This is a genomic window from Butyricimonas paravirosa, from assembly GCF_032878955.1.
GTDB classification, from domain to species: Bacteria; Bacteroidota; Bacteroidia; order Bacteroidales; family Marinifilaceae; genus Butyricimonas; species Butyricimonas paravirosa.
Genome location: NZ_CP043839.1, coordinates 4,040,607 through 4,060,779, shown reverse-complemented (window position 1 = coordinate 4,060,779; position 20,173 = coordinate 4,040,607). Strand labels below are relative to the sequence as shown.

General features: G+C 42.3%; 19 protein-coding genes. 15 read left to right on the top strand and 4 right to left on the bottom strand.

From position 1 onward, the window contains the following. Positions 1–7 precede the first annotated feature (7 nt). Positions 8–1,681, bottom strand: a complete 1,674-nt coding sequence (locus F1644_RS16510) for a M23 family metallopeptidase (RefSeq protein ID WP_118305280.1) — start codon at positions 1,679–1,681, stop codon at positions 8–10. A gap of 88 nt (positions 1,682–1,769) precedes the next feature. Between F1644_RS16510 and F1644_RS16505 the strand changes: the two genes are divergently transcribed. The 3 genes from F1644_RS16505 to rny all read left to right on the top strand — a co-directional run bounded on the left by F1644_RS16505 (position 1,770) and on the right by rny (position 4,158). Next, entirely contained in the window at positions 1,770–2,060 is a 291-nt protein-coding gene (locus tag F1644_RS16505) for a hypothetical protein (protein WP_087420795.1), read from the top strand. A gap of 2 nt (positions 2,061–2,062) precedes the next feature. Beyond that, positions 2,063–2,350, top strand: coding sequence for a cell division protein ZapA (locus F1644_RS16500; RefSeq protein WP_027200797.1), 288 nt, complete (start codon positions 2,063–2,065; stop codon positions 2,348–2,350). Positions 2,351–2,622: 272 nt separating this feature from the next. Beyond that, the gene (gene rny / locus F1644_RS16495) at positions 2,623–4,158 is read left to right on the top strand and encodes a ribonuclease Y (RefSeq protein WP_087420794.1); all 1,536 of its coding nucleotides are present in this window, start codon (positions 2,623–2,625) and stop codon (positions 4,156–4,158) included. A 73-nt stretch (positions 4,159–4,231) separates the two neighbouring features. Here the strand turns inward: rny and F1644_RS16490 are convergent, their stop codons facing one another. Next, positions 4,232–4,777 carry a hypothetical protein gene (locus F1644_RS16490; protein ID WP_118305279.1) on the bottom strand — a complete coding sequence of 182 codons (546 nt, stop codon included), beginning with the start codon at positions 4,775–4,777 and terminating at the stop codon, positions 4,232–4,234. 20 nt (positions 4,778–4,797) lie between these two features. Continuing rightward, entirely contained in the window at positions 4,798–6,246 is a 1,449-nt protein-coding gene (locus tag F1644_RS16485) for a hypothetical protein (RefSeq protein ID WP_147344502.1), read from the bottom strand. 463 nt (positions 6,247–6,709) lie between these two features. Here F1644_RS16485 and F1644_RS16480 point away from each other — a divergent pair, with 463 nt between their 5' ends. The 5 genes from F1644_RS16480 (at position 6,710) to F1644_RS16460 (ending at position 12,202) form a co-directional block, all read left to right on the top strand. Further along, complete coding sequence (locus F1644_RS16480; protein WP_118305325.1) at positions 6,710–7,588, top strand: nucleoside phosphorylase; 879 nt, start codon at positions 6,710–6,712, stop codon at positions 7,586–7,588. 13 nt (positions 7,589–7,601) lie between these two features. Continuing rightward, entirely contained in the window at positions 7,602–8,063 is a 462-nt protein-coding gene (locus F1644_RS16475) for a DUF4293 domain-containing protein (RefSeq protein ID WP_087420792.1), read from the top strand. Positions 8,064–8,095: 32 nt separating this feature from the next. Continuing rightward, positions 8,096–9,793, top strand: coding sequence for a dipeptidase (locus F1644_RS16470; protein ID WP_118305277.1), 1,698 nt, complete (start codon positions 8,096–8,098; stop codon positions 9,791–9,793). 148 nt (positions 9,794–9,941) lie between these two features. Further along, positions 9,942–10,295: a 50S ribosomal protein L19 gene (rplS, locus tag F1644_RS16465; RefSeq protein ID WP_027200792.1), complete on the top strand. Its 354-nt coding sequence runs from the start codon at positions 9,942–9,944 to the stop codon at positions 10,293–10,295. 164 nt (positions 10,296–10,459) lie between these two features. Continuing rightward, positions 10,460–12,202 carry a phospho-sugar mutase gene (locus F1644_RS16460; protein ID WP_118305276.1) on the top strand — a complete coding sequence of 581 codons (1,743 nt, stop codon included), beginning with the start codon at positions 10,460–10,462 and terminating at the stop codon, positions 12,200–12,202. Positions 12,203–12,389: 187 nt separating this feature from the next. Here the strand turns inward: F1644_RS16460 and F1644_RS16455 are convergent, their stop codons facing one another. Then, complete coding sequence (locus F1644_RS16455) at positions 12,390–13,811, bottom strand: ATP-dependent DNA helicase (RefSeq protein ID WP_118305275.1); 1,422 nt, start codon at positions 13,809–13,811, stop codon at positions 12,390–12,392. A gap of 185 nt (positions 13,812–13,996) precedes the next feature. Here F1644_RS16455 and F1644_RS16450 point away from each other — a divergent pair, with 185 nt between their 5' ends. The 7 genes from F1644_RS16450 to pstA all read left to right on the top strand — a co-directional run bounded on the left by F1644_RS16450 (position 13,997) and on the right by pstA (position 20,102). Continuing rightward, positions 13,997–14,641 carry a hypothetical protein gene (locus F1644_RS16450; RefSeq protein ID WP_118305274.1) on the top strand — a complete coding sequence of 215 codons (645 nt, stop codon included), beginning with the start codon at positions 13,997–13,999 and terminating at the stop codon, positions 14,639–14,641. A 26-nt stretch (positions 14,642–14,667) separates the two neighbouring features. Then, positions 14,668–15,510 carry a DUF3822 family protein gene (locus tag F1644_RS16445; RefSeq protein ID WP_118305273.1) on the top strand — a complete coding sequence of 281 codons (843 nt, stop codon included), beginning with the start codon at positions 14,668–14,670 and terminating at the stop codon, positions 15,508–15,510. Continuing rightward, positions 15,498–16,037, top strand: coding sequence for an RsmD family RNA methyltransferase (locus F1644_RS16440; protein WP_118305272.1), 540 nt, complete (start codon positions 15,498–15,500; stop codon positions 16,035–16,037). Before F1644_RS16445 ends, F1644_RS16440 begins: the two co-directional genes overlap by 13 nt. Positions 16,038–16,158: 121 nt before the next feature. Continuing rightward, positions 16,159–17,145 carry a porin gene (locus F1644_RS16435; protein ID WP_087420785.1) on the top strand — a complete coding sequence of 329 codons (987 nt, stop codon included), beginning with the start codon at positions 16,159–16,161 and terminating at the stop codon, positions 17,143–17,145. Positions 17,146–17,244: 99 nt separating this feature from the next. Further along, positions 17,245–18,303 carry a phosphate ABC transporter substrate-binding protein PstS gene (gene pstS / locus F1644_RS16430; protein ID WP_118305271.1) on the top strand — a complete coding sequence of 353 codons (1,059 nt, stop codon included), beginning with the start codon at positions 17,245–17,247 and terminating at the stop codon, positions 18,301–18,303. A gap of 75 nt (positions 18,304–18,378) precedes the next feature. Continuing rightward, entirely contained in the window at positions 18,379–19,230 is an 852-nt protein-coding gene (gene pstC, locus F1644_RS16425) for a phosphate ABC transporter permease subunit PstC (RefSeq protein WP_087420783.1), read from the top strand. A gap of 8 nt (positions 19,231–19,238) precedes the next feature. Further along, positions 19,239–20,102 (top strand): phosphate ABC transporter permease PstA, encoded by an 864-nt coding sequence (gene pstA / locus F1644_RS16420; protein WP_087420782.1) that lies wholly within the window; start codon positions 19,239–19,241, stop codon positions 20,100–20,102. Positions 20,103–20,173 lie beyond the last annotated feature (71 nt).

Genomic DNA, 20,173 nt, shown 5'->3' with positions numbered 1-20,173 from the left:
GTTATTTCTACTTTTTATAAATATCCGTCTCAAAGGTAGCAATATTTTTCACGGCATCCTCCACCTTCAAGACAAGCCTGTTTTTTCCTTTCACGAAAACGGGTTCATTTATGTTACCTTCCAACAGGCGATTTTTCGCATCATACGCGAACAAACACCATTTTCCATTCACCTCCACCCGATAAGAAGAGATACCCGACAAGTCGTCAACCATTCGGAACCGGATTTTCTGCCCGGCCCTCCCCGTGTAAAAAATAACCGGGGCAATCGTGTCCTGACGAACCGTGTATTCACCCAACACCCGGGGGAATGCCTCAAGCCCCTCTTCCGTCCAATGGGTCTTCAAGGCAGAAAAACGATTATTTTTCTCCAGCAAACAGATCACGGACTTTTCCGGGAACTTCCCGCCAACCACCAACCGGGCATTTTTCATCAACGGGTATATTTGTTTCCCGGTAGAAAACACCTCGATTGTCTCTATACTATCTCTCAAGCGGGAAGACACCTCCGGCTTGCACACGATCGGATAGGATAAAGCATCTGCCTCCAACCACAGGGTATATTTTCCTTTTTTCAAGCTATCGTTTTGGTGATTCATCAATAATTTTTCCCCATCTGCCAATACCAATTCCCGCGAGGGAGATTTACCCCATAACTGGAACATGATCCTAGAACGATTCCCATTAATATCCGATAAATCAACCGTAACATCCACCACGCTATCTTTCTCAACCGGGATAAATCCCCCGTTCTGATTACTAACGGACAACAATTGCTCCTGATAGTTCCCAAAAGTCAAGTAAACCAAGCGGTTTTCCCTGTAATGATGAAAATCCTTCAACTCGTTAACCAAAAACGTCTGGTCAAAAGAAAGCTCGTTCATGGTCATTTTAAAGACCTCCTGTCCGTTGGTACTCACGCTCAAATCATATACGCCTAATTTGTTCCAAGAATCTTTCATGTAGTCATCAGATTGTATCCCAATCCCGACCATTCCGGCAGGCACCCCGACCTTTCCTCCCCGGAATACCCGGTTACCCGTATTTTTCACCTCCACCCGACGTGCAGCATTCCGCACCCCCTCGTTTGAAATCGGATACACGTAAACCCCTCGCACGCTCGGTCCCGTTTGATCCTTCACCGAAAGAAAACGTAAAGGATTTAAAGCACGCTCGCTTTTCGTGTCTCGCACCTCGAAATGCAAATGAGGACCACCCGAAGAGCCACTATTTCCGCTATAAGCAATCGTGTCACCCGCACGAAAACGGAGTTCATAGCCCGACATATTCTCGTCCACCTCGAATGACTCCTTATTATATTGTATATTTCTCACGACTTTCGTAATTCGGGGTACAAAACGGCTCAAATGACCATACACCGTGGTTATCCCCCCCTCGTGTTCCAGATACAGGGCATTCCCGTACCCCGTGGCAGAAACCTTTACACGTGCCACGACACCGTCTTTCACGCAAATCACCGGTAGTCCTTCCCGTCCTCCGGTTTTAAAATCCAACCCGGTATGCAGGTGCGTCGCTCTCAATTCTCCGAAATTCCCACTCAGTAGCGGAACATTTTTCAACGGGTAAAGCAACGTGTCAGTTTGCGCGCAAACATTTGATGATAAAAGAAGTAACATCAACAACAAAGCTCCAATCCCTCTCCACATTATTTTGTTTGTCATAAAAAAACCATTAAATCCATTGCAAAATTAATAACACTATTGATATTTAAAAGAAATTATTCTATCTTTGTGGTGTAAAGATTATGTTATGACAGCAAAACAAGATGCCGTTATTAACGAGCTAAACACAAAAGTTGAACGACTGATAAAACTATATATATCCTCACTGGACAAAAACAGAGAGATGGATTCAGAGATGAAAGAACTCAGGATTCAAATCGAGCGGATGAAAAGTGAGAACATGAAATTACATGAAGAAATCAAGACATTGAAGGTGGCTGCTGCTATCTCGACCGGAGAAGGAAGTTCCGAGGCCAAAAATAGAATAAGCCAACTTGTGCGGGAGATTGATAAATGTATTGCTCTTTTGAATAATTAAATATGAATGATAAACTTACTATTACGCTAAATATAGCCGGTAGGCCCTGCGTTCTGACCATAGAGAGAGAGGAAGAAGAGGAGATCAGGAAAGCTGCACAGCTGATTAATAGTAAGATTGCAAAATATAGGGAAAAGTACGCAACTGCTGATCCCGTTGATTTTCTAGCTGTTACCGCGTTACAATTCACGGTAAAGATGCTGGAGGCTGAAAGGCGAAACGACGTGGAGCCGGTATTGGACGAGGTGAAGAAGATTAGTAGCAGGCTCGACGAAGTTGTGAAAGAGTAAAAAAGAAAGAGTTCTTTGAAAAGGAAATAGATATACCCGCATTATTTCGTATTTAACTGGAAAACTCAACACTTAACCAATTAGAGTGAAGCTTAGTTAGCCAAAGACAGGCCTCAACCCTTCGGGGTTCCTTCGGGACGGTGGAAGTTTGAATCTGACGGCAGCTCTACCCGTGTCTAACAGGGGTTTTTTAAAGAAGAAATGATGCGGGTTTTTTGTATAAACAAAAAACACCAAAATATATTATATAACTATAAATTCAAGTTACGAATATGATAACAATAATAATTACCGGTGTTATTGCTCTGATAGTGGGATTCGTTCTAGGATACCTGCTAATCAACATGACCTTGAAATACAGGAGCAAAAACATCATCAAGGAAGCGGAAGCAGAGGCGGAAGTAATTAAAAAAGACAAGATTTTGCAAGCAAAGGAGAAATTCCTGCAGATAAAGGCCGAACACGAAAAACAAGTGAATGCCCGCAATAGCAAAATCCTTCTCGCGGAAAATAAGCTAAAACAAAAAGATGCCGAATTGGCTCGTAAAATGGAAGAATGTCAACGCAAGATCAAAGACGCGGAGACACAACAGGAGACGCTAGAGGCCCAAAAAGAATTACTGGAAAAGAAACACGCCGAACTGGATAAATTCAAAAAACAACAAATCGAGCAATTGGAAGCCATTTCCGGGATGTCTGCCGATCAGGCAAAGGAAAAACTCATCAGTTCTTTGAAAGACGAGGCCGAAACCGAAGCGATGTCATACGTGAACGAGATTATGGAAGAGGCAAAAATGACGGCAAACATGGAAGCGAAAAAGATCGTAGTAAAAACCATCCAACGGGTGGCCACGGAAACCGCTACCGAAAATGCCGTATCTATATTCCATATTGATTCGGATGAAATCAAGGGACGTATCATCGGACGGGAAGGACGTAACATCCGGGCGCTGGAAGCAGCCACTGGTGTTGAAATCATCGTGGACGATACCCCGGAGGCAATTGTTCTCTCCGGATTTGACCCGGTAAGACGAGAAATCGCTCGCCTTTCACTTCACCAATTAGTTACCGACGGACGTATTCACCCGGCACGGATTGAGGAAGTCGTAAACAAGGTGAAAAAACAAATCGAGGAAGAGATCGTCGAGACTGGAAAACGCACCACCATCGACTTGGGTATTCACGGGTTGCACCCGGAATTAATCCGGTTGGTCGGCAAAATGAAATACCGTTCTTCTTACGGGCAGAACTTGTTACAACACGCTCGCGAAACAGCCAACCTCTGTGCCATCATGGCCGCAGAATTAGGCTTGAACGTGAAGAAAGCAAAACGTGCCGGATTATTGCATGACATAGGTAAAGTGCCCGATGACGAACCGGAATTACCGCACGCAATCCTCGGTATGCGCCTAGCAGAAAAATACAAGGAGAAACCGGATATTTGCAACGCTATCGGTGCTCACCACGAAGAAATTGAAATGACAACGATGATCGCCCCGATCGTTCAGGCTTGTGATGCCATCTCAGGCGCACGTCCGGGAGCAAGACGGGAAGTAGTTGAGTCATACATCAAACGACTGAAAGAGATGGAAGACCTTGCACTTTCTTATAATGGAGTGGTCAAGACCTACGCCATCCAAGCAGGCCGCGAATTACGGGTAGTCGTTGGTAGTGAAAAGGTATCTGACACGGAGGCAGAGAAAATTTCATACGAGATCGCTAAAAAGATTCAGGATGAAATGACCTACCCCGGACAGGTGAAAGTCACGGTGATTCGAGAAACACGCGCTATAAACTACGCAAAATAATTACATTACCAATAAAAAAAAGAGGATTGATAATAAAATCAATCCTCTTTTCTTTTACCATATATAAATAAAATCATTTCTTCTTCGGTTGCCAGGTCTCGGCCATATCCCTATATTCATCCATATTCACGTTAATCGAATAAACAAAAAGAACACTCTTTCCAACCTGCACGCATCGGAAAGGAGGGCAATAAATAGGTATATTCATCGTGTACTTTTTACATGTCATCTTAGCTTTTTCATACACCGCTTTTGCCTCGGCTTCTGTTTCAAAACCAACCTCAATAATCCCGAACCCCTCTTGCCAATCGCCATTATCATATATTTTACCACCTAACAGCTCCACAATAAAAACATGATTGGCAGTGAAATCCACCCCTCCAATTTTCATTTTTCTCTTTATTCTATCCAATGTATTAGAAATAGTGATTCGAGATTGTACCCCATCATATAAGCCTTTTGACTTCAAGTAATTCTCCAACTCATAGGCAAAGACTGTACATTGTTTTCTCGAGACATTAAATTTTTCAGTCACACTCTTTTGCGCTTGAGAGAACAAACACGAACTTATCATTAACAATGTGACAAACAGCAGTAATTTAATCTTTACATTTTTCATATCTTACATTATTTAAATTATTAATCTTTAGGAATTAAAGGAGGTTTAACAGCCGCTTCCACATGCACTTTAAATTTACCTGATTTTGCTAACTCCTCATTTGTTTTAGCGTTCGAATATAGCAATAACTTCTCATTTAGTTCTACAAATCTAGCATTACATATACCAACACACCCATACATGCAACACCCAAACTCTGGATCTCTAGGCCCTGCATGTAACAAGTGGCCTCCAAATATTCGCCAAGCATCTCCGGCTGGACTTTCCCCACAATATGCTGGGATAAAATCACTTATGGTATAAGTCTTTTCATCCTGTAATCCTTTAACAACAGGAATATCATTTTCATATTTTACACCAAACCGTATTGCCACATAATCCACCACAACAGCATTTCCAGAATCATCTGTTCCCTCAAGGACCACATTATAAAGAGGAACATAATATTGCTCTGTTGTCGTTCCTATTCTAACGACAGCCATTTCTCCTGTTGTCGTACTTTTAATTGTTAACAGGACATTTCTTATACATTCACACGGATCTTTATGGCAATTTGGACATTTACAAGGGCCTTGGCATATAGAACAACATGTACAAGGATCTCCTGAACATTTTCCGTATGGACATTTTACTTCATCCTGCTTTGACTCGCTTCCTGAATCTCCATCAGAATTTACGATACCCTCGTTCATGTTCACAGCATAAATATCAACATCAGTTACACCATCTATCGACCTTAATTCAAGTTCTAATCGCTCATAACAAGCATAAAATATATTCATTGCTTCATCAAAAGGCATTGTCGCAGCATCTATGTAGGCACATATATAACCATCTGCACCCTTCATAGTAAAACCATACTCGGACATCGCAAATCTATATCTGGCACAAGCCGCATACTGTTCTGAAATACACCTACGATAATCCTCTTCACTATAGTAATAAAACGTTATATCACCTTCAAGGCAAAACATATGTGTATCTTGATATGAAATATGCCGTGTTAATGGCAAATCTTGTATTAAAACTTTGCGATTTTCTTCAAAATTAATTGAATATCCATTGGCTTTCCAAACAGAGAATAAAGTAGATTTCAAAAGTCCTTGTAACAAAATATTGTTTTTTGCCTCTTCTTTGCTTATAATCGTAGGAGATGTTGTTACCAAATTCTTTCCCCCATCAACTAATATGGGATAGAGCGCAATACTCGTAATTTCTTTCTCTCTCACAATCGGCACTATGTAATATGAATTTTGTGAAAGAAAGAATCGAATGGCCGCTTCATTAGGCAACGGGGTACCCATTTTAGTTACAGTTTGCCAATCAGTTTGCCAATTTTCATAAGTAGAAATTAGTGTCATAAACTGTTTCCCCTCTGAATTCAAAGGCTCCATCTCATCAAGAACATCTGTTTGACAAGAAAAAAATAGCAACTGAATTATTACTATACAGAGAAATTTCATTTTCATAAGCATCGTATCAAACTAATACATTAAAAACCTGTCGGTTCCCTAACAAAACATTCCGTATTATTGTTTTTCATAGCAACATACAGACAGAGGCACTCCCAATAGGATCATCTAACAACCGACATATTAGAGATATATGCTCGATTTTCGTCAAGGACGCCCTCGAATGAATATTGCCTCAAACAAGATACTTTTCTTTTGCATAATAACACACGCTAAATAACAAACCTCCTTACAAATATGATAATAAATATTCACTTTATAAAATATTATTAAAAATAATCATTTAACAACACTATGTATCTGCAAAATACACAAATTGCCAAACAAGCTTACACCCTATTCTGAATTGATCTACATACTAAGCATACCCCCTATCTCAACATTCCAATTTTAAATACGACTTTTTTTTGTATATCCGATGAACATCATTAAATTTGGTTGCTCAAAAAGTAAACAGTATATGGAGCCAATAAAATCATCAGAATTAATCACGAACGATGACGGGAGTGTTTTTCACCTCCACCTTCATCCCGAAGATCTGGCAAAACAAGTGATCCTCGTGGGTGACCCTTCCCGAGTAGAAATGATTGCCTCGTATTTCGAGAAAATAGAAGTCAGGAAAAGCGACCGGGAGTTCTGTACCATCACCGGATATTACAAGGGACACCGCCTGTCAGTTATCTCTACCGGAATCGGTGCGGATAACATCGACATCGTGATGAATGAACTGGATGCTTTGGTCAATATCAACTTGCACACCAAAGAAATAAACGCGGAAAAGAAAACATTAAATATAGTACGAATCGGGACTTCCGGTTCCGTGCAAGCAGATGTACCCGTACATTCATTCGTGATCTCGGAAATGAGCCTCGGCATAGACGGGGTATTGCGTTTCTACCGGGATAACGAAATGGTATGTGATGCCGCTTTCGAGGAGGCCTTTATCAATGAGTGTCACTGGACATCCTTAGCAGCCCGCCCGTACGCGGTAAAAGCATCTGACGAACTGGTGGACAAATTACACACGGAAGGCGTTACCGTGAAAGGCGTCACGTTGACGGCAAACGGATTCTACGGGCCACAGGGCCGAGTGCTTCGCTTACCGATCGAGATGCCGACAGTGAATGACGAGATTGCCCGTTTCGAATTCGGGAATTACAAAATTGTCAATTACGAGATGGAAAGTGCCGCCATTGCCGGGCTGGCCGCTCTTATGGGCCATCGGGCCACCACGATTTGCCTGATCATTGCCAACCGGGCCAACGGGGATGCCTCGGCCGATTACAAACCGCACATGAAGAAACTTATTGAATATACATTAAATTCTCTCATACGTTAATCACTTATTAATTATGATTCAAAGGATTCAAACTATTTACTTGCTCGTGGTAGCTATCATCATGACGATTCCGTTGTACGTGCCGATCGCCCAATTGCTTATCCCGAATGACGCGAGCTATAACTTTTTTACTTATGGCGTGGTTCTCATTGGAGAAAACAGCGTGCTACAAGCCCACTACTGGGCCTTATTAATCATGAATATTTTCACGATCGGGGTTCCCTTAGTGAACGTGTTCTTGTTTAAAAAACGTTTCCTCCAATTGCGTTTATGTATCGTGGAAATCATCTTATTGATCGGTGCCATTATCTTGATGTGGTATCACATCAATCAATTCGCGGACAAAATGAACGCCGAGATTCTTTATAAATTCAGCCTTATATTGCCCGTGATCTGTATTATTTTCACGTACCTAGCCATAAGGGGAATACTTAAAGACATCAAATTGCTCAAATCTTTTGACAGAATTCGATAATTATCAAAATAATCATAAACCAATAACTAAAAATGAGAAAAGCACATTTACTGGTTACACTAGCGTTAGTTTGCTGCACCACGTACACGATGGCCTGCACGAACTTTTTATTCACGAAAGGAGCAACGAAAGACGGGTCGACAATGGTCACTTATTCTGCCGACTCCCACGTTTTATACGGAGAATTGTATCACTGGCCCGCACAAGACTGGCCTGCCGGAAGTATGCTCGATGTCTACGAGTGGGACACCGGCAAATTTATGGGTAAAATCCCGCAAGTAGCCCACACGTACAACGTGGTAGGAAACATGAACGAGCATCAGCTCGCTATTTCCGAAACCACTTTCGGGGGACGTAAAGAATTGGAATCCCAAACGGGAGCTATTATAGATTATGGTAGCGCTATATATATCACGTTACAACGTGCGAAAAACGCCCGTGAGGCCATTGTGGTAATGACCGACTTGATTGAAAAATACGGTTGGGCAAGTAGTGGAGAGTCTATCTCTATCATTGACCCGAACGAAGTATGGATTATCGAAATCATCGGTAAGGGAGAAGGAGAAAAAGGAGCTGTTTGGGTAGCACGTATGGTACCGGACGGGTATGTTTCCGCCCACGCGAACCAAGCTCGTATCACGACTTTCCCGCTAGAAGGTAAAACTTCTATCTCTTCTGACAAAATGAACAAGATTTACGATCCGAATATCACCACCGTGTATTCCAAGGACGTGATCTCTTTCGCGAAAGAAAAAGGATTCTATCCTCAAGACGGGAAAAATAAAGATTTCAGTTTCTCTGATACTTACGCTCCGGTTGACTTCAGCGGGGCTCGTGCCTGTGAAATCCGTGTTTGGGCATTCTTCAATGCCGTGAACCCGGACATGGCTCAATACTGGGATTACGCCACGGGAAGAAACATTCAACGGGATAGCAAAGGTTACGCAACCAACCGTATGCCGTTATGGATTAAACCCAGCGAGAAAGTAGACGTGATGCAAGTGATGGATTTCATGCGCGATCACCTGGAAGGAACAGAACTGGATATGAGCAAGGATATGGGAGCCGGCCCGTACGAATGTCCGTACAGATGGCGTCCGATGAGTTTCAAAGTAGACGGGAAAGAATATGTTCACGAAAGAGCAACAGCAACCCAACAAACCGGATTCACATTTGTAGCACAATGTAGAAGTTGGTTACCCGATGAAATCGGAGGAATCCTTTGGTTTGGTGTTGATGATGCAGCCAGTTCCGTGTATTTCCCGATGTATTCAGCAGCCACGGAAGTACCTTTTGCTTTCGCTGTTGGTAACGGCAGCATGATGGAATTCACCAATAAAGCAGCCTTCTGGGTATTCAACCAAGTAACAAACTTCGCGTACACACGCTATAACTTGATTCACCCGGAAATTCGTGCAAAACAAGTTGCGCTGGAACAACAATACGTGAATTTCGTCCAAATGATCGATGCCGGAGCAAAAGAGATGTTAGCTCAAGACAAAGAATCAGCGATTAAATTTATCACGGACTTCTCCTGTCGCACGGGAAATCATCTGGTGGACACGTGGAGAGATTTCTACGGCTACCTGTTCTGTAAATTCATGGATGGTAACGTGAAAACCGCAATCCCGGGAGAGAAAAACCCGAAAGTGGAGCAGCCTGCTTTACCGGAATGGTATCTCCGAATGATTATCGAACAAACGGGTAAAAAACTTGAGGTGGTAGAATAAACACTACAAAATAAATATTCCGATGCTTGCATCGGAATATTTATTTTTCTACCTTTGCCACTCGATTTTGAAACGTACGTAGTCTCTTACATAAAAGACAAAAGTCGTAATACTGCGTTCGATAAATAAACTTTTTAAAATAAAGACAATGGACTTAATTAAAATTGCGGAACAGGCTTTTGCTCAAGAAAACGCTATCGAAATTCCTTCATTCAACACGGGTGATACCATTAGCGTACACTACAAAATTAAAGAAGGAAACAAAGAACGTATTCAGATTTTCAAAGGTGTTGTTATCCAAATTAAGGGAACAGGAACTACCAAGACTTTTACGGTTAGAAAAATGTCTGGTAACGTGGGCGTAGAACGTATCATTCCTTTCAATTCTCCTTACATTCATGCAATCGAGGTGAACAAGAGAGGTGTTGTTCGTAGATCCAGAATTTTCTACTTCCGTGAGCTTACCGGAAAGAAAGCAAAAATTAAAGAGAAGAAATTTTAATTTAAGCTTTAGCCATATAAAAAAGCCTCGTTTGAAACGAGGCTTTTTTATTTAAACATTTTCTCAAAATTTCTTCGTTGAAACGTAACAATTTAATTCCAAAATCCATACTATTCATTTAAGAAAATCCTAACTTTGCAAGAAGGTAAATAAAATGAGTACTTATGGAAAATAATGACATCATAAAAATAGCCAAAGCCAAAGCTGAAAAATGGTTGGACAAGGCATACGATGAAAAAACACGCGAAGAAGTAAAACGCATGTTGGAAAACACGGACACGACAGAATTGATTGAATCGTTTTACAACGATCTGGAATTCGGAACCGGCGGTTTACGGGGAATCATGGGAGTGGGAACCAACCGCATGAACATTTACACGGTAGGCGCTGCCACGCAAGGTTTTTCAAACTACATCAACAAGATGTTCCCGAATGAAAAAAAAGCCGTATGTATCGGTCATGACTGCCGTCATAACTCCCGGCTCTTTTCAGAAACAGCCGCCAATATTTTCTCGGCCAACGGAATACACGTTTACCTGTTCGAAGATTTGCGCCCCACGCCCGAAATGTCATTTGCTATCCGGGACTTAGGCTGCAAAGGTGGTGTTATTCTTACCGCCTCTCACAACCCGAAAGAATATAATGGTTATAAAGCATACTGGGATGACGGATCGCAACTCGTTCCCCCGCATGATAAGAACGTGATCGATGAAGTAAAAAAAGTACAAGTCTCGGATATTAAATTCGAAGGAGTACCGGAAATGATCACCATTTTAGGAAAAGATTTTGACAAAAAATACCTGGATAAAGTGAAAACGTTAAGTCTTTCACCGGAAGCCATACAAAAAGAACACGATTTAAAAATCGTCTTTACCCCACTACATGGAACTACCTACGAACTTGTTCCTGCCTCTTTACGTAACTGGGGATTCACGAACATTCATACCGTACCGGAGCAAAGTATTCCCGACGGGGATTTCCCGACCGTGGCATCTGCAAACCCGGAGGAACCGGCAGCTTTCAAAATGGCTCTAGACTTGGCTCGCAAAATTGATGCAGATTTGGCTATGGCTTGTGACCCGGATGGGGACCGTATTGGTATCGCCGTAAAAAATGACGCGGGAGAATGGACGCTATTGAACGGAAACCAGACCAATATTATTTTCACGGAATACATCATCCGCAGAAAAAAAGAACTGAACCAACTTAAAGGTGGTGAATACACGGTAAAAACCATCGTCACTACCGAATTGATTAAAGATATTGCAGAAAAGAATCACATCATCTGTTATGACGTGTACACCGGATTCAAATGGATTGCCGACGTGATCCGCAAAGAAGGCGGGGAGAAATTCATCGGTGGCGGGGAAGAATCCTTTGGCTATATGCCGGGAGCATTTACCCGGGACAAAGACGGGGTTTCTGCCACGTCATTAATGGCCGAAATCGCCGCTTGGGTAAAGATGCAAAATAAAACACTGTACTCTTTCCTCAAGGAAATCTACGCCAAATACGGATTCTCACAAGAGAGGATGATTTATATCGTGCGCAAAGGTTTAAGCGGGGCGCAAGAGATCAAAGCCATGATGGAAGAGTTCCGCCACAACACCCCGAAGGAGATCAATCATAGTCCGGTTGTGTTGAAAAAAGACTACCTCTCTTTGGAAGCGACCAATTTACAAACCGGAGAAAAAACGCACCTCAATTTCGAGACAAAAAGTGACGTTTTGCAATTCTTCTTGGCCGATGGTAGTAAGATTTCCGTTCGTCCTTCCGGTACCGAACCTAAGATTAAATTTTACTTTGAAGGTCGGGCCCAGATGAAAGATATGAATGACTATGAACGGGCGCAACAGGATGCGAACGCCCGTATTGATGCTATTATCAAGGATTTGAAACTTCAATAAAAAGCATAAAGGTGTCAAAAGTCATTTATTAAACTCCTCCGTCACTTCGTGCCACCTCCTCTATAAACAGAGGAGGAGCTGGTGATTTTTCCTGAAAATAGAGAGTATTTCAGCTCTCCCTCTGTTTATAGAGGGAGTACCCCGAAGGGGGGAGGGAGTTTGAAAAATGACTTTTGACACCTCTCTTTTATCCCTCCATTTCGATCATCTCATCCTTGAAATTAATCAGATATAATTTTTTGCGGGCCCGGGTAAATGCCGTGTATAGCCAACGCCAATACTCATCGTCATAAGAATCCTCTCCCAGCCATCCCGGATCAACAAATACCGCATCCCATTGTCCCCCTTGGGCTTTATGACACGTGACTGCATAGGCAAATTTAATTTGCAGGGCATTATAATATTCGTTCTCTTGAATTTTCTTAAACCGTTTTTGCTTGGAAGCAATATCCGTATAATCCTCTTCCACGGCCATATACAAGCGCCGATAATCTTCATAACTCAATGCAGGTTGTTCCGTGGTCAAGGTATCCAACATGACCCATGCCGTGATCTCTTCCTCGTAACCGTAAATACTTAGACGAGTGTTGACAAAATGGAATCCGTATAAATCCTTATATTTCCCGACCTTCTCCACAGTGGCAATATCCCCGTTTGCGATAAAATCCACCTTATCGTACTCCGCTCCCCAGAAATAATTATTCTTCACGATCATAACTTTATCCCCACTACTGAAAGCATCTTCCCGGTAAAGGATTCTGGCCCGTATCCCTTCATTAAAACGATTGGCCCGTTTATTCGACCGACAAATCACCATCGTTTCGTCCATCCCAAAAGAGCTATAACATTGATCTAACTCTTCCAGTAGTTCACTCCCACTTACCCGTACAATATCCGGAAAACCCGCTACCCGAAGCAAGAGTTTGGCAAAAGGTCCCGCCCCGATCATTTCTCGTACCCGAGTAGCATTGTACAGGATTCCGGATTGTTCCGACTGCCGCATGATATCGGTCAAATTTGCCTCATATATTTCCATCCCATAACTCACTTGTAGAAAATCAGCCTCCAAGGCCGGGCTGACATCCACGCCAATCGGGGGTAACTGGGCTGTATCCCCGATTAACACCAAGCGGTTATTCCTCCCGTTGTACACGAACTCAATCAGATCATCCAGCAAAGACCCCGTCCCAAAATTCGAATCCTGAGAACCCATTGAGATCATGGATGCCTCATCCACGAAAAAAAGCGTGTTAGCATTCCCGTTAAATCCCAAGTTGAATATCCCGACTCCCTCCTGTGCATTTTTCTGCCGGTAAATCTTTTTGTGAATCGTAAAAGCAGGCTGATGAGAATAACCGGAAAACACTTTCGCCGCTCTCCCCGTCGGTGCCAATAAAACAACCTGCTGTTCAAATTGCAGTAATGTATTCACGATGGCCGCCACCAAAGAAGTTTTCCCCGTTCCGGCATATCCTTTCAATAAAAACAAACTTTCAGGATGACGATCAAAGAGAAAAGCTAAAAAATTCTTCATTGCCGCCTGTTGCGTGGGCGAAAAATCGAATCCAAACTTCTCTTTTACAATACGTTCAAAATGTTCATTTATCATCACTAAATTTAATAGACAAAAGTGTGCTGTGATCTTTTTTTTTTTTTATATTTGCCGACACGACAATCCATTAAGGATTTGTTCACGGTATCGTCAAAAAATACCGTGTAAAGATAGGAAAAAACAGCTTAAATAATAACGAGAACTAACTTGTTTAATACATAATAAATATACTGACGAAAAAGATGAAAAAAATTATTATTCAAATTCTTTTAGCAGCTGCCGCTCTCTATCTGGGATATATGTGCTACCAAAGCGTGCAGAATCCTATTCAATTTCAGAAGTTGAAAAAACAGAGATATGATAGGGTTATCCAAAAACTGAAAGATATCAGAACAGCTCAAGATGCTTTCAAGAGTATTCATGGAACATACACCAGTAGTTTCGATTCATTAATCAATTTCGTGAAATACGATTCATTGAAAACCGTACGTTCTATCGGAGAACTTACTGATGATCAACTTGAAGAAGGTATGACGGAACAAGAGGCTCTGAAAAAAGGGTTGATTATCCGTGACACGATCAGAGTTGCCGCATTGGGACAATTATTCGGGGAGAACTATCCGATTGATGATCTTCGGTATGTTCCTTTTACTAAAAAGAAACATGAATTCTTGATGGGGACTAACATGATCTGGACGGATTCCGGTATTGAAGTACCTGTTTTCGAGGCTCGTATTTCAAACATGGTCATTTTTGAAGACTTGTTTGATGAATACGAAGATGCCATTTTGGAGGAAAACGGTGAAAGAATAAGATTAAACAAATACCCGGGATTAAAAGTGGGTAGCGTACAAGAGGCAAACAATAACGTGGGTAACTGGGAGTAATTTCCGGTTCGTAAACGAATAAATACATGCAGAGCATTTATTTTGTTGACTCCAATTTTACTTACGAATCATCTAAGAAATCGATATTATCCATCCGTTATGCAACGGATGGATTTTCATTTTGCGTGCATGATGAAACGGAAAAGCTAGTCGTGTTTGTACACGAACCCTATGCAGCGGATTCCAGAGAGGCCGCCGTGGACAGGTTAAAAAATTACGTGGTGAATGATGCGATCTTGAACCTTCGTTTCAAGAAAGTATATATCATGCCGTGTTTCAAGGAAAAACTACTGGTTCCGGGAGCCTTTTTCGACAAGGCCAATATTGCCACCCTTTACACGGTCAACCAAGAAGTAGCACCGGATGACACGATCCTCTACCACCACATAGAGGGGATAGAAGCCTATCTCGTGGAGACGGTTATTTCATCGTTTCATGATTTTGTACGGGAACATTTTTCCGTGGTTCAAATCGTGAACGGGGCATACCCTTTTATACTAGGTGCCATGGCCAAAGCACTACGAGACACGGAGCAAATCTTCCTAGACATTCAGGACAATTATTTTGATCTGTTATTTATCCGGGACTCCGGCATTCAGCTATTTAACACGTTTAGTTACAAAGCGATGACTGACATCGTGTACTTTTTATTAAATTGTATCAAAGAGTGCGGAATCAACCAGGAGAAAGCACATCTTTCGATATGCGGCCCGGCGCTCAAAGATAATAAACTGAAAGAGCTACTTTCGCTCTATCTCCCGAATCCCTATTTTGCTAAAGAACCCCTGTTAAACGGCATTCTTCACGATAAAGAATTCAACAGTTCTCATTTTACTCACTTGTTAAATCTTCATCGATGCGGATTATAAGCGGTACACACAAAGGTAAAATCATCACACCCGACAAAAATTTCAAAGCCCGTCCGACAACGGATTTTGCCAAAGAGAATTTATTTAATGTCCTCAACAATTATATAGATATTGAGGATGCCTCCGTACTGGATCTTTTTGCAGGAACGGGAAGTATCAGTTACGAATTCGCATCCCGGGGTGCAGGAAAAATAGTTTCTATCGAACTGAACTATAACCATTACGCCTTTATAAAAAAGACGGCCGTCCAATTGGGATTCAAGAATATGACCATTTTCAAAACAGACGTGTTTATCGCTTGTAAAAAACTGAACGGAACGACCTTTGACATCATTTTCGCGGACCCTCCTTACAACCTGGAAAAAATCAACGAGATTCCGGCTGCCATTTTCAATAACGATCTACTGGCCCCGGACGGAATCGCCATTATCGAACACCCCAGCACCGTGGACTTCTCCTCGGAACCCAACTTTTTCGAACACCGCCGGTACGGTAGTGTTAATTTCTCGATCTTCAAAAGACAATAAACAAACCTAATAAATGTAACATTGATGTAACGGAATCGTATTATTTAGGAAACCTTTTCAGTCTACTTTAGCTGCCGAAAACAAGAGGTATTTATTTTAATATTAACTAAAAGTTTGACAAATGAAAAGGATTTTAATTAGTGTGGTTTTAGCTGCTATTTGTTTAAGTAGTTTCGGGCAGAAACAAGAAGAAAAGAAGAAATTCCAAATCAAGGGACAACCGATTGTTACCGTTTTCGCGAACTATCATGCCGGAATTGGAAATGCAAATAAAGAATCCGGATTCGCTCTTGATCGTGCTTATCTTGGGTACCAATTCTCCTTGACAGAAAAATTAAGCGGAAAAGTTGTTTTTGACATGGGTTCCACCAAAGTTTCAGGTTCCGACCTCGAAAGAGTGGCGTATATCAAGAATGCCATGTTAAGCTGGAAGACGGGTAATTTCACGCTGGATTTCGGTTTGATCGGTTTGGAGCAATTCAACGTACAGGAAAAATTCTGGGGATACCGTTATATCATGAAATCCTTCCAAGACGAGTATAAATTCGGTTCCAGCGCAGATATGGGTATCTTGGGTAAATACAAATTTACAAAATGGCTCTCTGCCGACATCACGATCAGCAACGGGGAAGGTTACAAAAAATTGAACGGTGACAACAAATACAGGTATGCCGTGGGAGCAACAATTCTTCCCGTTAAAAATTTGACTCTTCGCGCTTATTACGATCTTGCCAGTAAGAACATTGAAGGAGACGAGACGAAAGATCAACAGAATTTAGCCTTCTTCGCCGGTTACAAACACGAGTTATTCTCCATCGGAGCTGAATACAACCAAATGTATAACACCAAGTTCAAGGAAGACAACGACCAATCCGGATTCTCCGTTTATTCTACTATCAAGCTGGAAGATCAATTCAACCTCTTCGGAAGATATGATAACCTAGGTTCCAAAGATGATTGGAGCAGTGCTGACGGACAACGAATCTTAGTAGGTGTTCAATATGCCCCGATCAAACAACTAAAAATCGCCCCGAATTTTTCCACTTGGAACCCAAGAGACGGTAAATCAAGCTCTTTCGTCTATCTAAACATCGAATTCAAGTTGTAACATTAATGTAACAAATGCGCAACATTCGTGTAACAAGATTCATCTAAACTTGCAGTGTAATAAATGAATCAGAAGACGTTGAAATTAATACTATCAGAAATGAAAAATTTATTGATCCTTATTTTAGCTATCGCTATTGCATCTTGCGGGAACTCGAAGAAGAACAAAGAGTCCGAAAGCAAAAAAATGAACATCGCTGCAGCCGGGGCTACTTTCCCCTTACCATTCTACAACCTAGCATTCAAGACCTACCAAGAGAAAACGGGTAACGCCGTGACTTACGGGGGTATTGGTAGTGGTGGTGGTATCAGAAGCCTGAAAGACAAGATTGTTGATTTCGGGGGATCGGATGCCTACCTGTCTGATGCTGAGATGCAAGAGATGCCCTACGCAACGGTACACATCCCGACTTGTATGGGAGCCGTGGTTATGGCTTACAATTTACCGGAAGTGAAAGAATTAAAACTTTCCGGAGAAGTTGTTGCCGACATCTATCTGGGCAAAATCACCAAATGGAATGATGCTAAAATTCAGGAATTAAATCCCGGAGTAACTCTTCCGGACAAAGAATTAACCCCGGTATACCGTTCAGACGGTAGCGGAACCACCTTCGTTTTCAGTGATTACTTGACGAAAGTAAGCAATGATTGGAAAGAAAACGTGGGTACAGGTAAATCATTGAAATGGCCGGCAGGCTTGGCAGCTAAAGGTAATCCCGGTGTAGCCGGAACAATCAGCCAAACCCCCGGAGCGATCGGATACGTAGGATCAGAGTACGCATTTTCTCTGAACATCCCGATGGCCCAGATGAAGAACTCTTCCGGTAATTTCATCACACCGAACACGGAAAGTATTTCCGCGGCAGCAAAAGGTGAAATGCCGGCAGATACTCGTACCATGATCACGAACTCTTCCGCACCGGACGCTTACCCCATCAGTTGTTTCACCTGGATTATCCTTTACAAGGAACAAGCTTATGCAAACAGAACCCTAGCACAAGCACAAGCAACCGTGAAATTACTCGATTGGATGTTAAGCCCGGAAGCACAAGCATTGACTACAAAAGTTCATTACTCACCCCTTCCTCAATCAGCCGTGGCTAACGCCAAAACACTATTAAACTCTATAAGTTTCGAGGGCAAAAAAGTCCTGAATTAATAAAGTTACAAGTTTACAGGTTGCAAGTTGAATCTTGCCAACCTGTAACTTGTAACCTGTAACTTGTAACTAACTATGCGTGATCTTATTTTTAAACGGCTACTCTCTATTTGTTGTATCCTGATTCTACTGATTAGTGCCGGCATGATCTATTCACTGGTCAGCGGCTCGATCCCGGCTCTCAGCCATTACGGATTCTTCCAGTTTATCGGATCAACAGAATGGGATCCCCATCCGGACAGAGAAACTTATGGAGCCCTTTCCTTTATCGTGGGAACCCTCCTAACCTCTTTTCTGGCACTTATATTCTGTATCCCATTTTCTCTGCCCGTGGCACTTTTCACGGGTGAATTCTTTCGAGGTAAAAAAATTGCCACGTTCATCAGTTCCATTATAGATTTACTCGCGGGAATTCCCTCGATCGTGTACGGATTATGGGGATTTTATACCTTCCGCCCGATCATCATCGAGATGGGTGTCAATTCACAAGGATTCGGAGTATTGACCTCATCCATTATTCTGGCAATCATGATCATCCCCTATGCATCCTCCCTCAGTGGCGAGTTCATATCCATGGTTCCCAACGAACTGAAAGAGGCTGCATATAGTTTGGGAGCCACCCGCTACGAGGTGATCAGAACAGTCACTTTTCCCTCTGCCGGTTCCGGAGTATTTGCCAGCTATATCCTAGCCCTGGGACGGGCTCTTGGAGAAACCATGGCAGTAACCATGCTTATCGGCAACACGAATAACCTGCCCACCTCACTGGCAGACACGGGTAACACGATGGCCAGTATCATCGCGAACCAGTTCGGAGAGGCAGACGGGTTAAAATTAAGCTCCTTGATTGCCATCGGGTTACTATTATTCCTGATCACGGCAATCATCAATCTAGTAGCAAAACTCATCATCAAGAAACTTAATTGATTGCAACAATGAGTAGTTTAAGATATAGAACGATAAAAAACAAGGTCTTTTTCTACACGACCTGTTTTCTGGCCTCTCTGACGGTAATCCCGTTATTCGCCATCATCTGGGAATTGATCAAAAAAGGCTACAAACAGATTAATTGGAACTTTTTCACGGAGAGCGCTCCAAGTACTTTGGACGCCATGCTGGCCAGAGGTACGGGAGACATTATTCCGGGCGGAATTGCAAACGGAATTACCGGAACATTACTCATGGTTGTCCTAGCCGCAATTATTGCTATCCCTATTGGAATCATGGTCGGCATCCACCTCTCGGAACACCCGAAGACCAAATTTTCGAACATCACTCGTTTCTTGACAGATCTGATTCAAGGTAGCCCTTCCATCGTAATCGGCATTATCGCTTATGCCTGGGTCGTGAAACCCCTAGGTAGTTATTCCGCCCTCGCGGGAAGTGTCGCCCTTAGTATCATGATGCTCCCGTTAATCGTGCGTTCCACGGAAGAGACGTTAAAGATGCTCCCGGGAAGTTTGAAAGAGGCCGGACTTGCATTAGGAGCCTCCTACACCAGTGTCATTCTGAAAGTATTGTTACCCGCAGCCTTCGGGGGATTGTTCACGGGTATCTTGCTAGCTATTTCCCGGGTTATGGGAGAAACCGCTCCCCTGATGTTAACAGCCTTGGGTAGCACCGCCATCAACTGGGACGTGTTGAAACCCACGAGTGCGGTTCCCTTGTTGATCTGGGAGTTTTACAATGACCCGAACCTGATCGACATGATCTGGAGTTCCTCCCTCTTCCTGTTAATGTTAATTCTAACCCTCAATATTATAGCAAAACAAATTGCAAAAAAATGGAGAGTTCAATAATTGTAAATTTTAAATTTTAAATTGCATTACAAACAGACTTTCAATCTAAAATTTAAAATCTAAAATCTAAA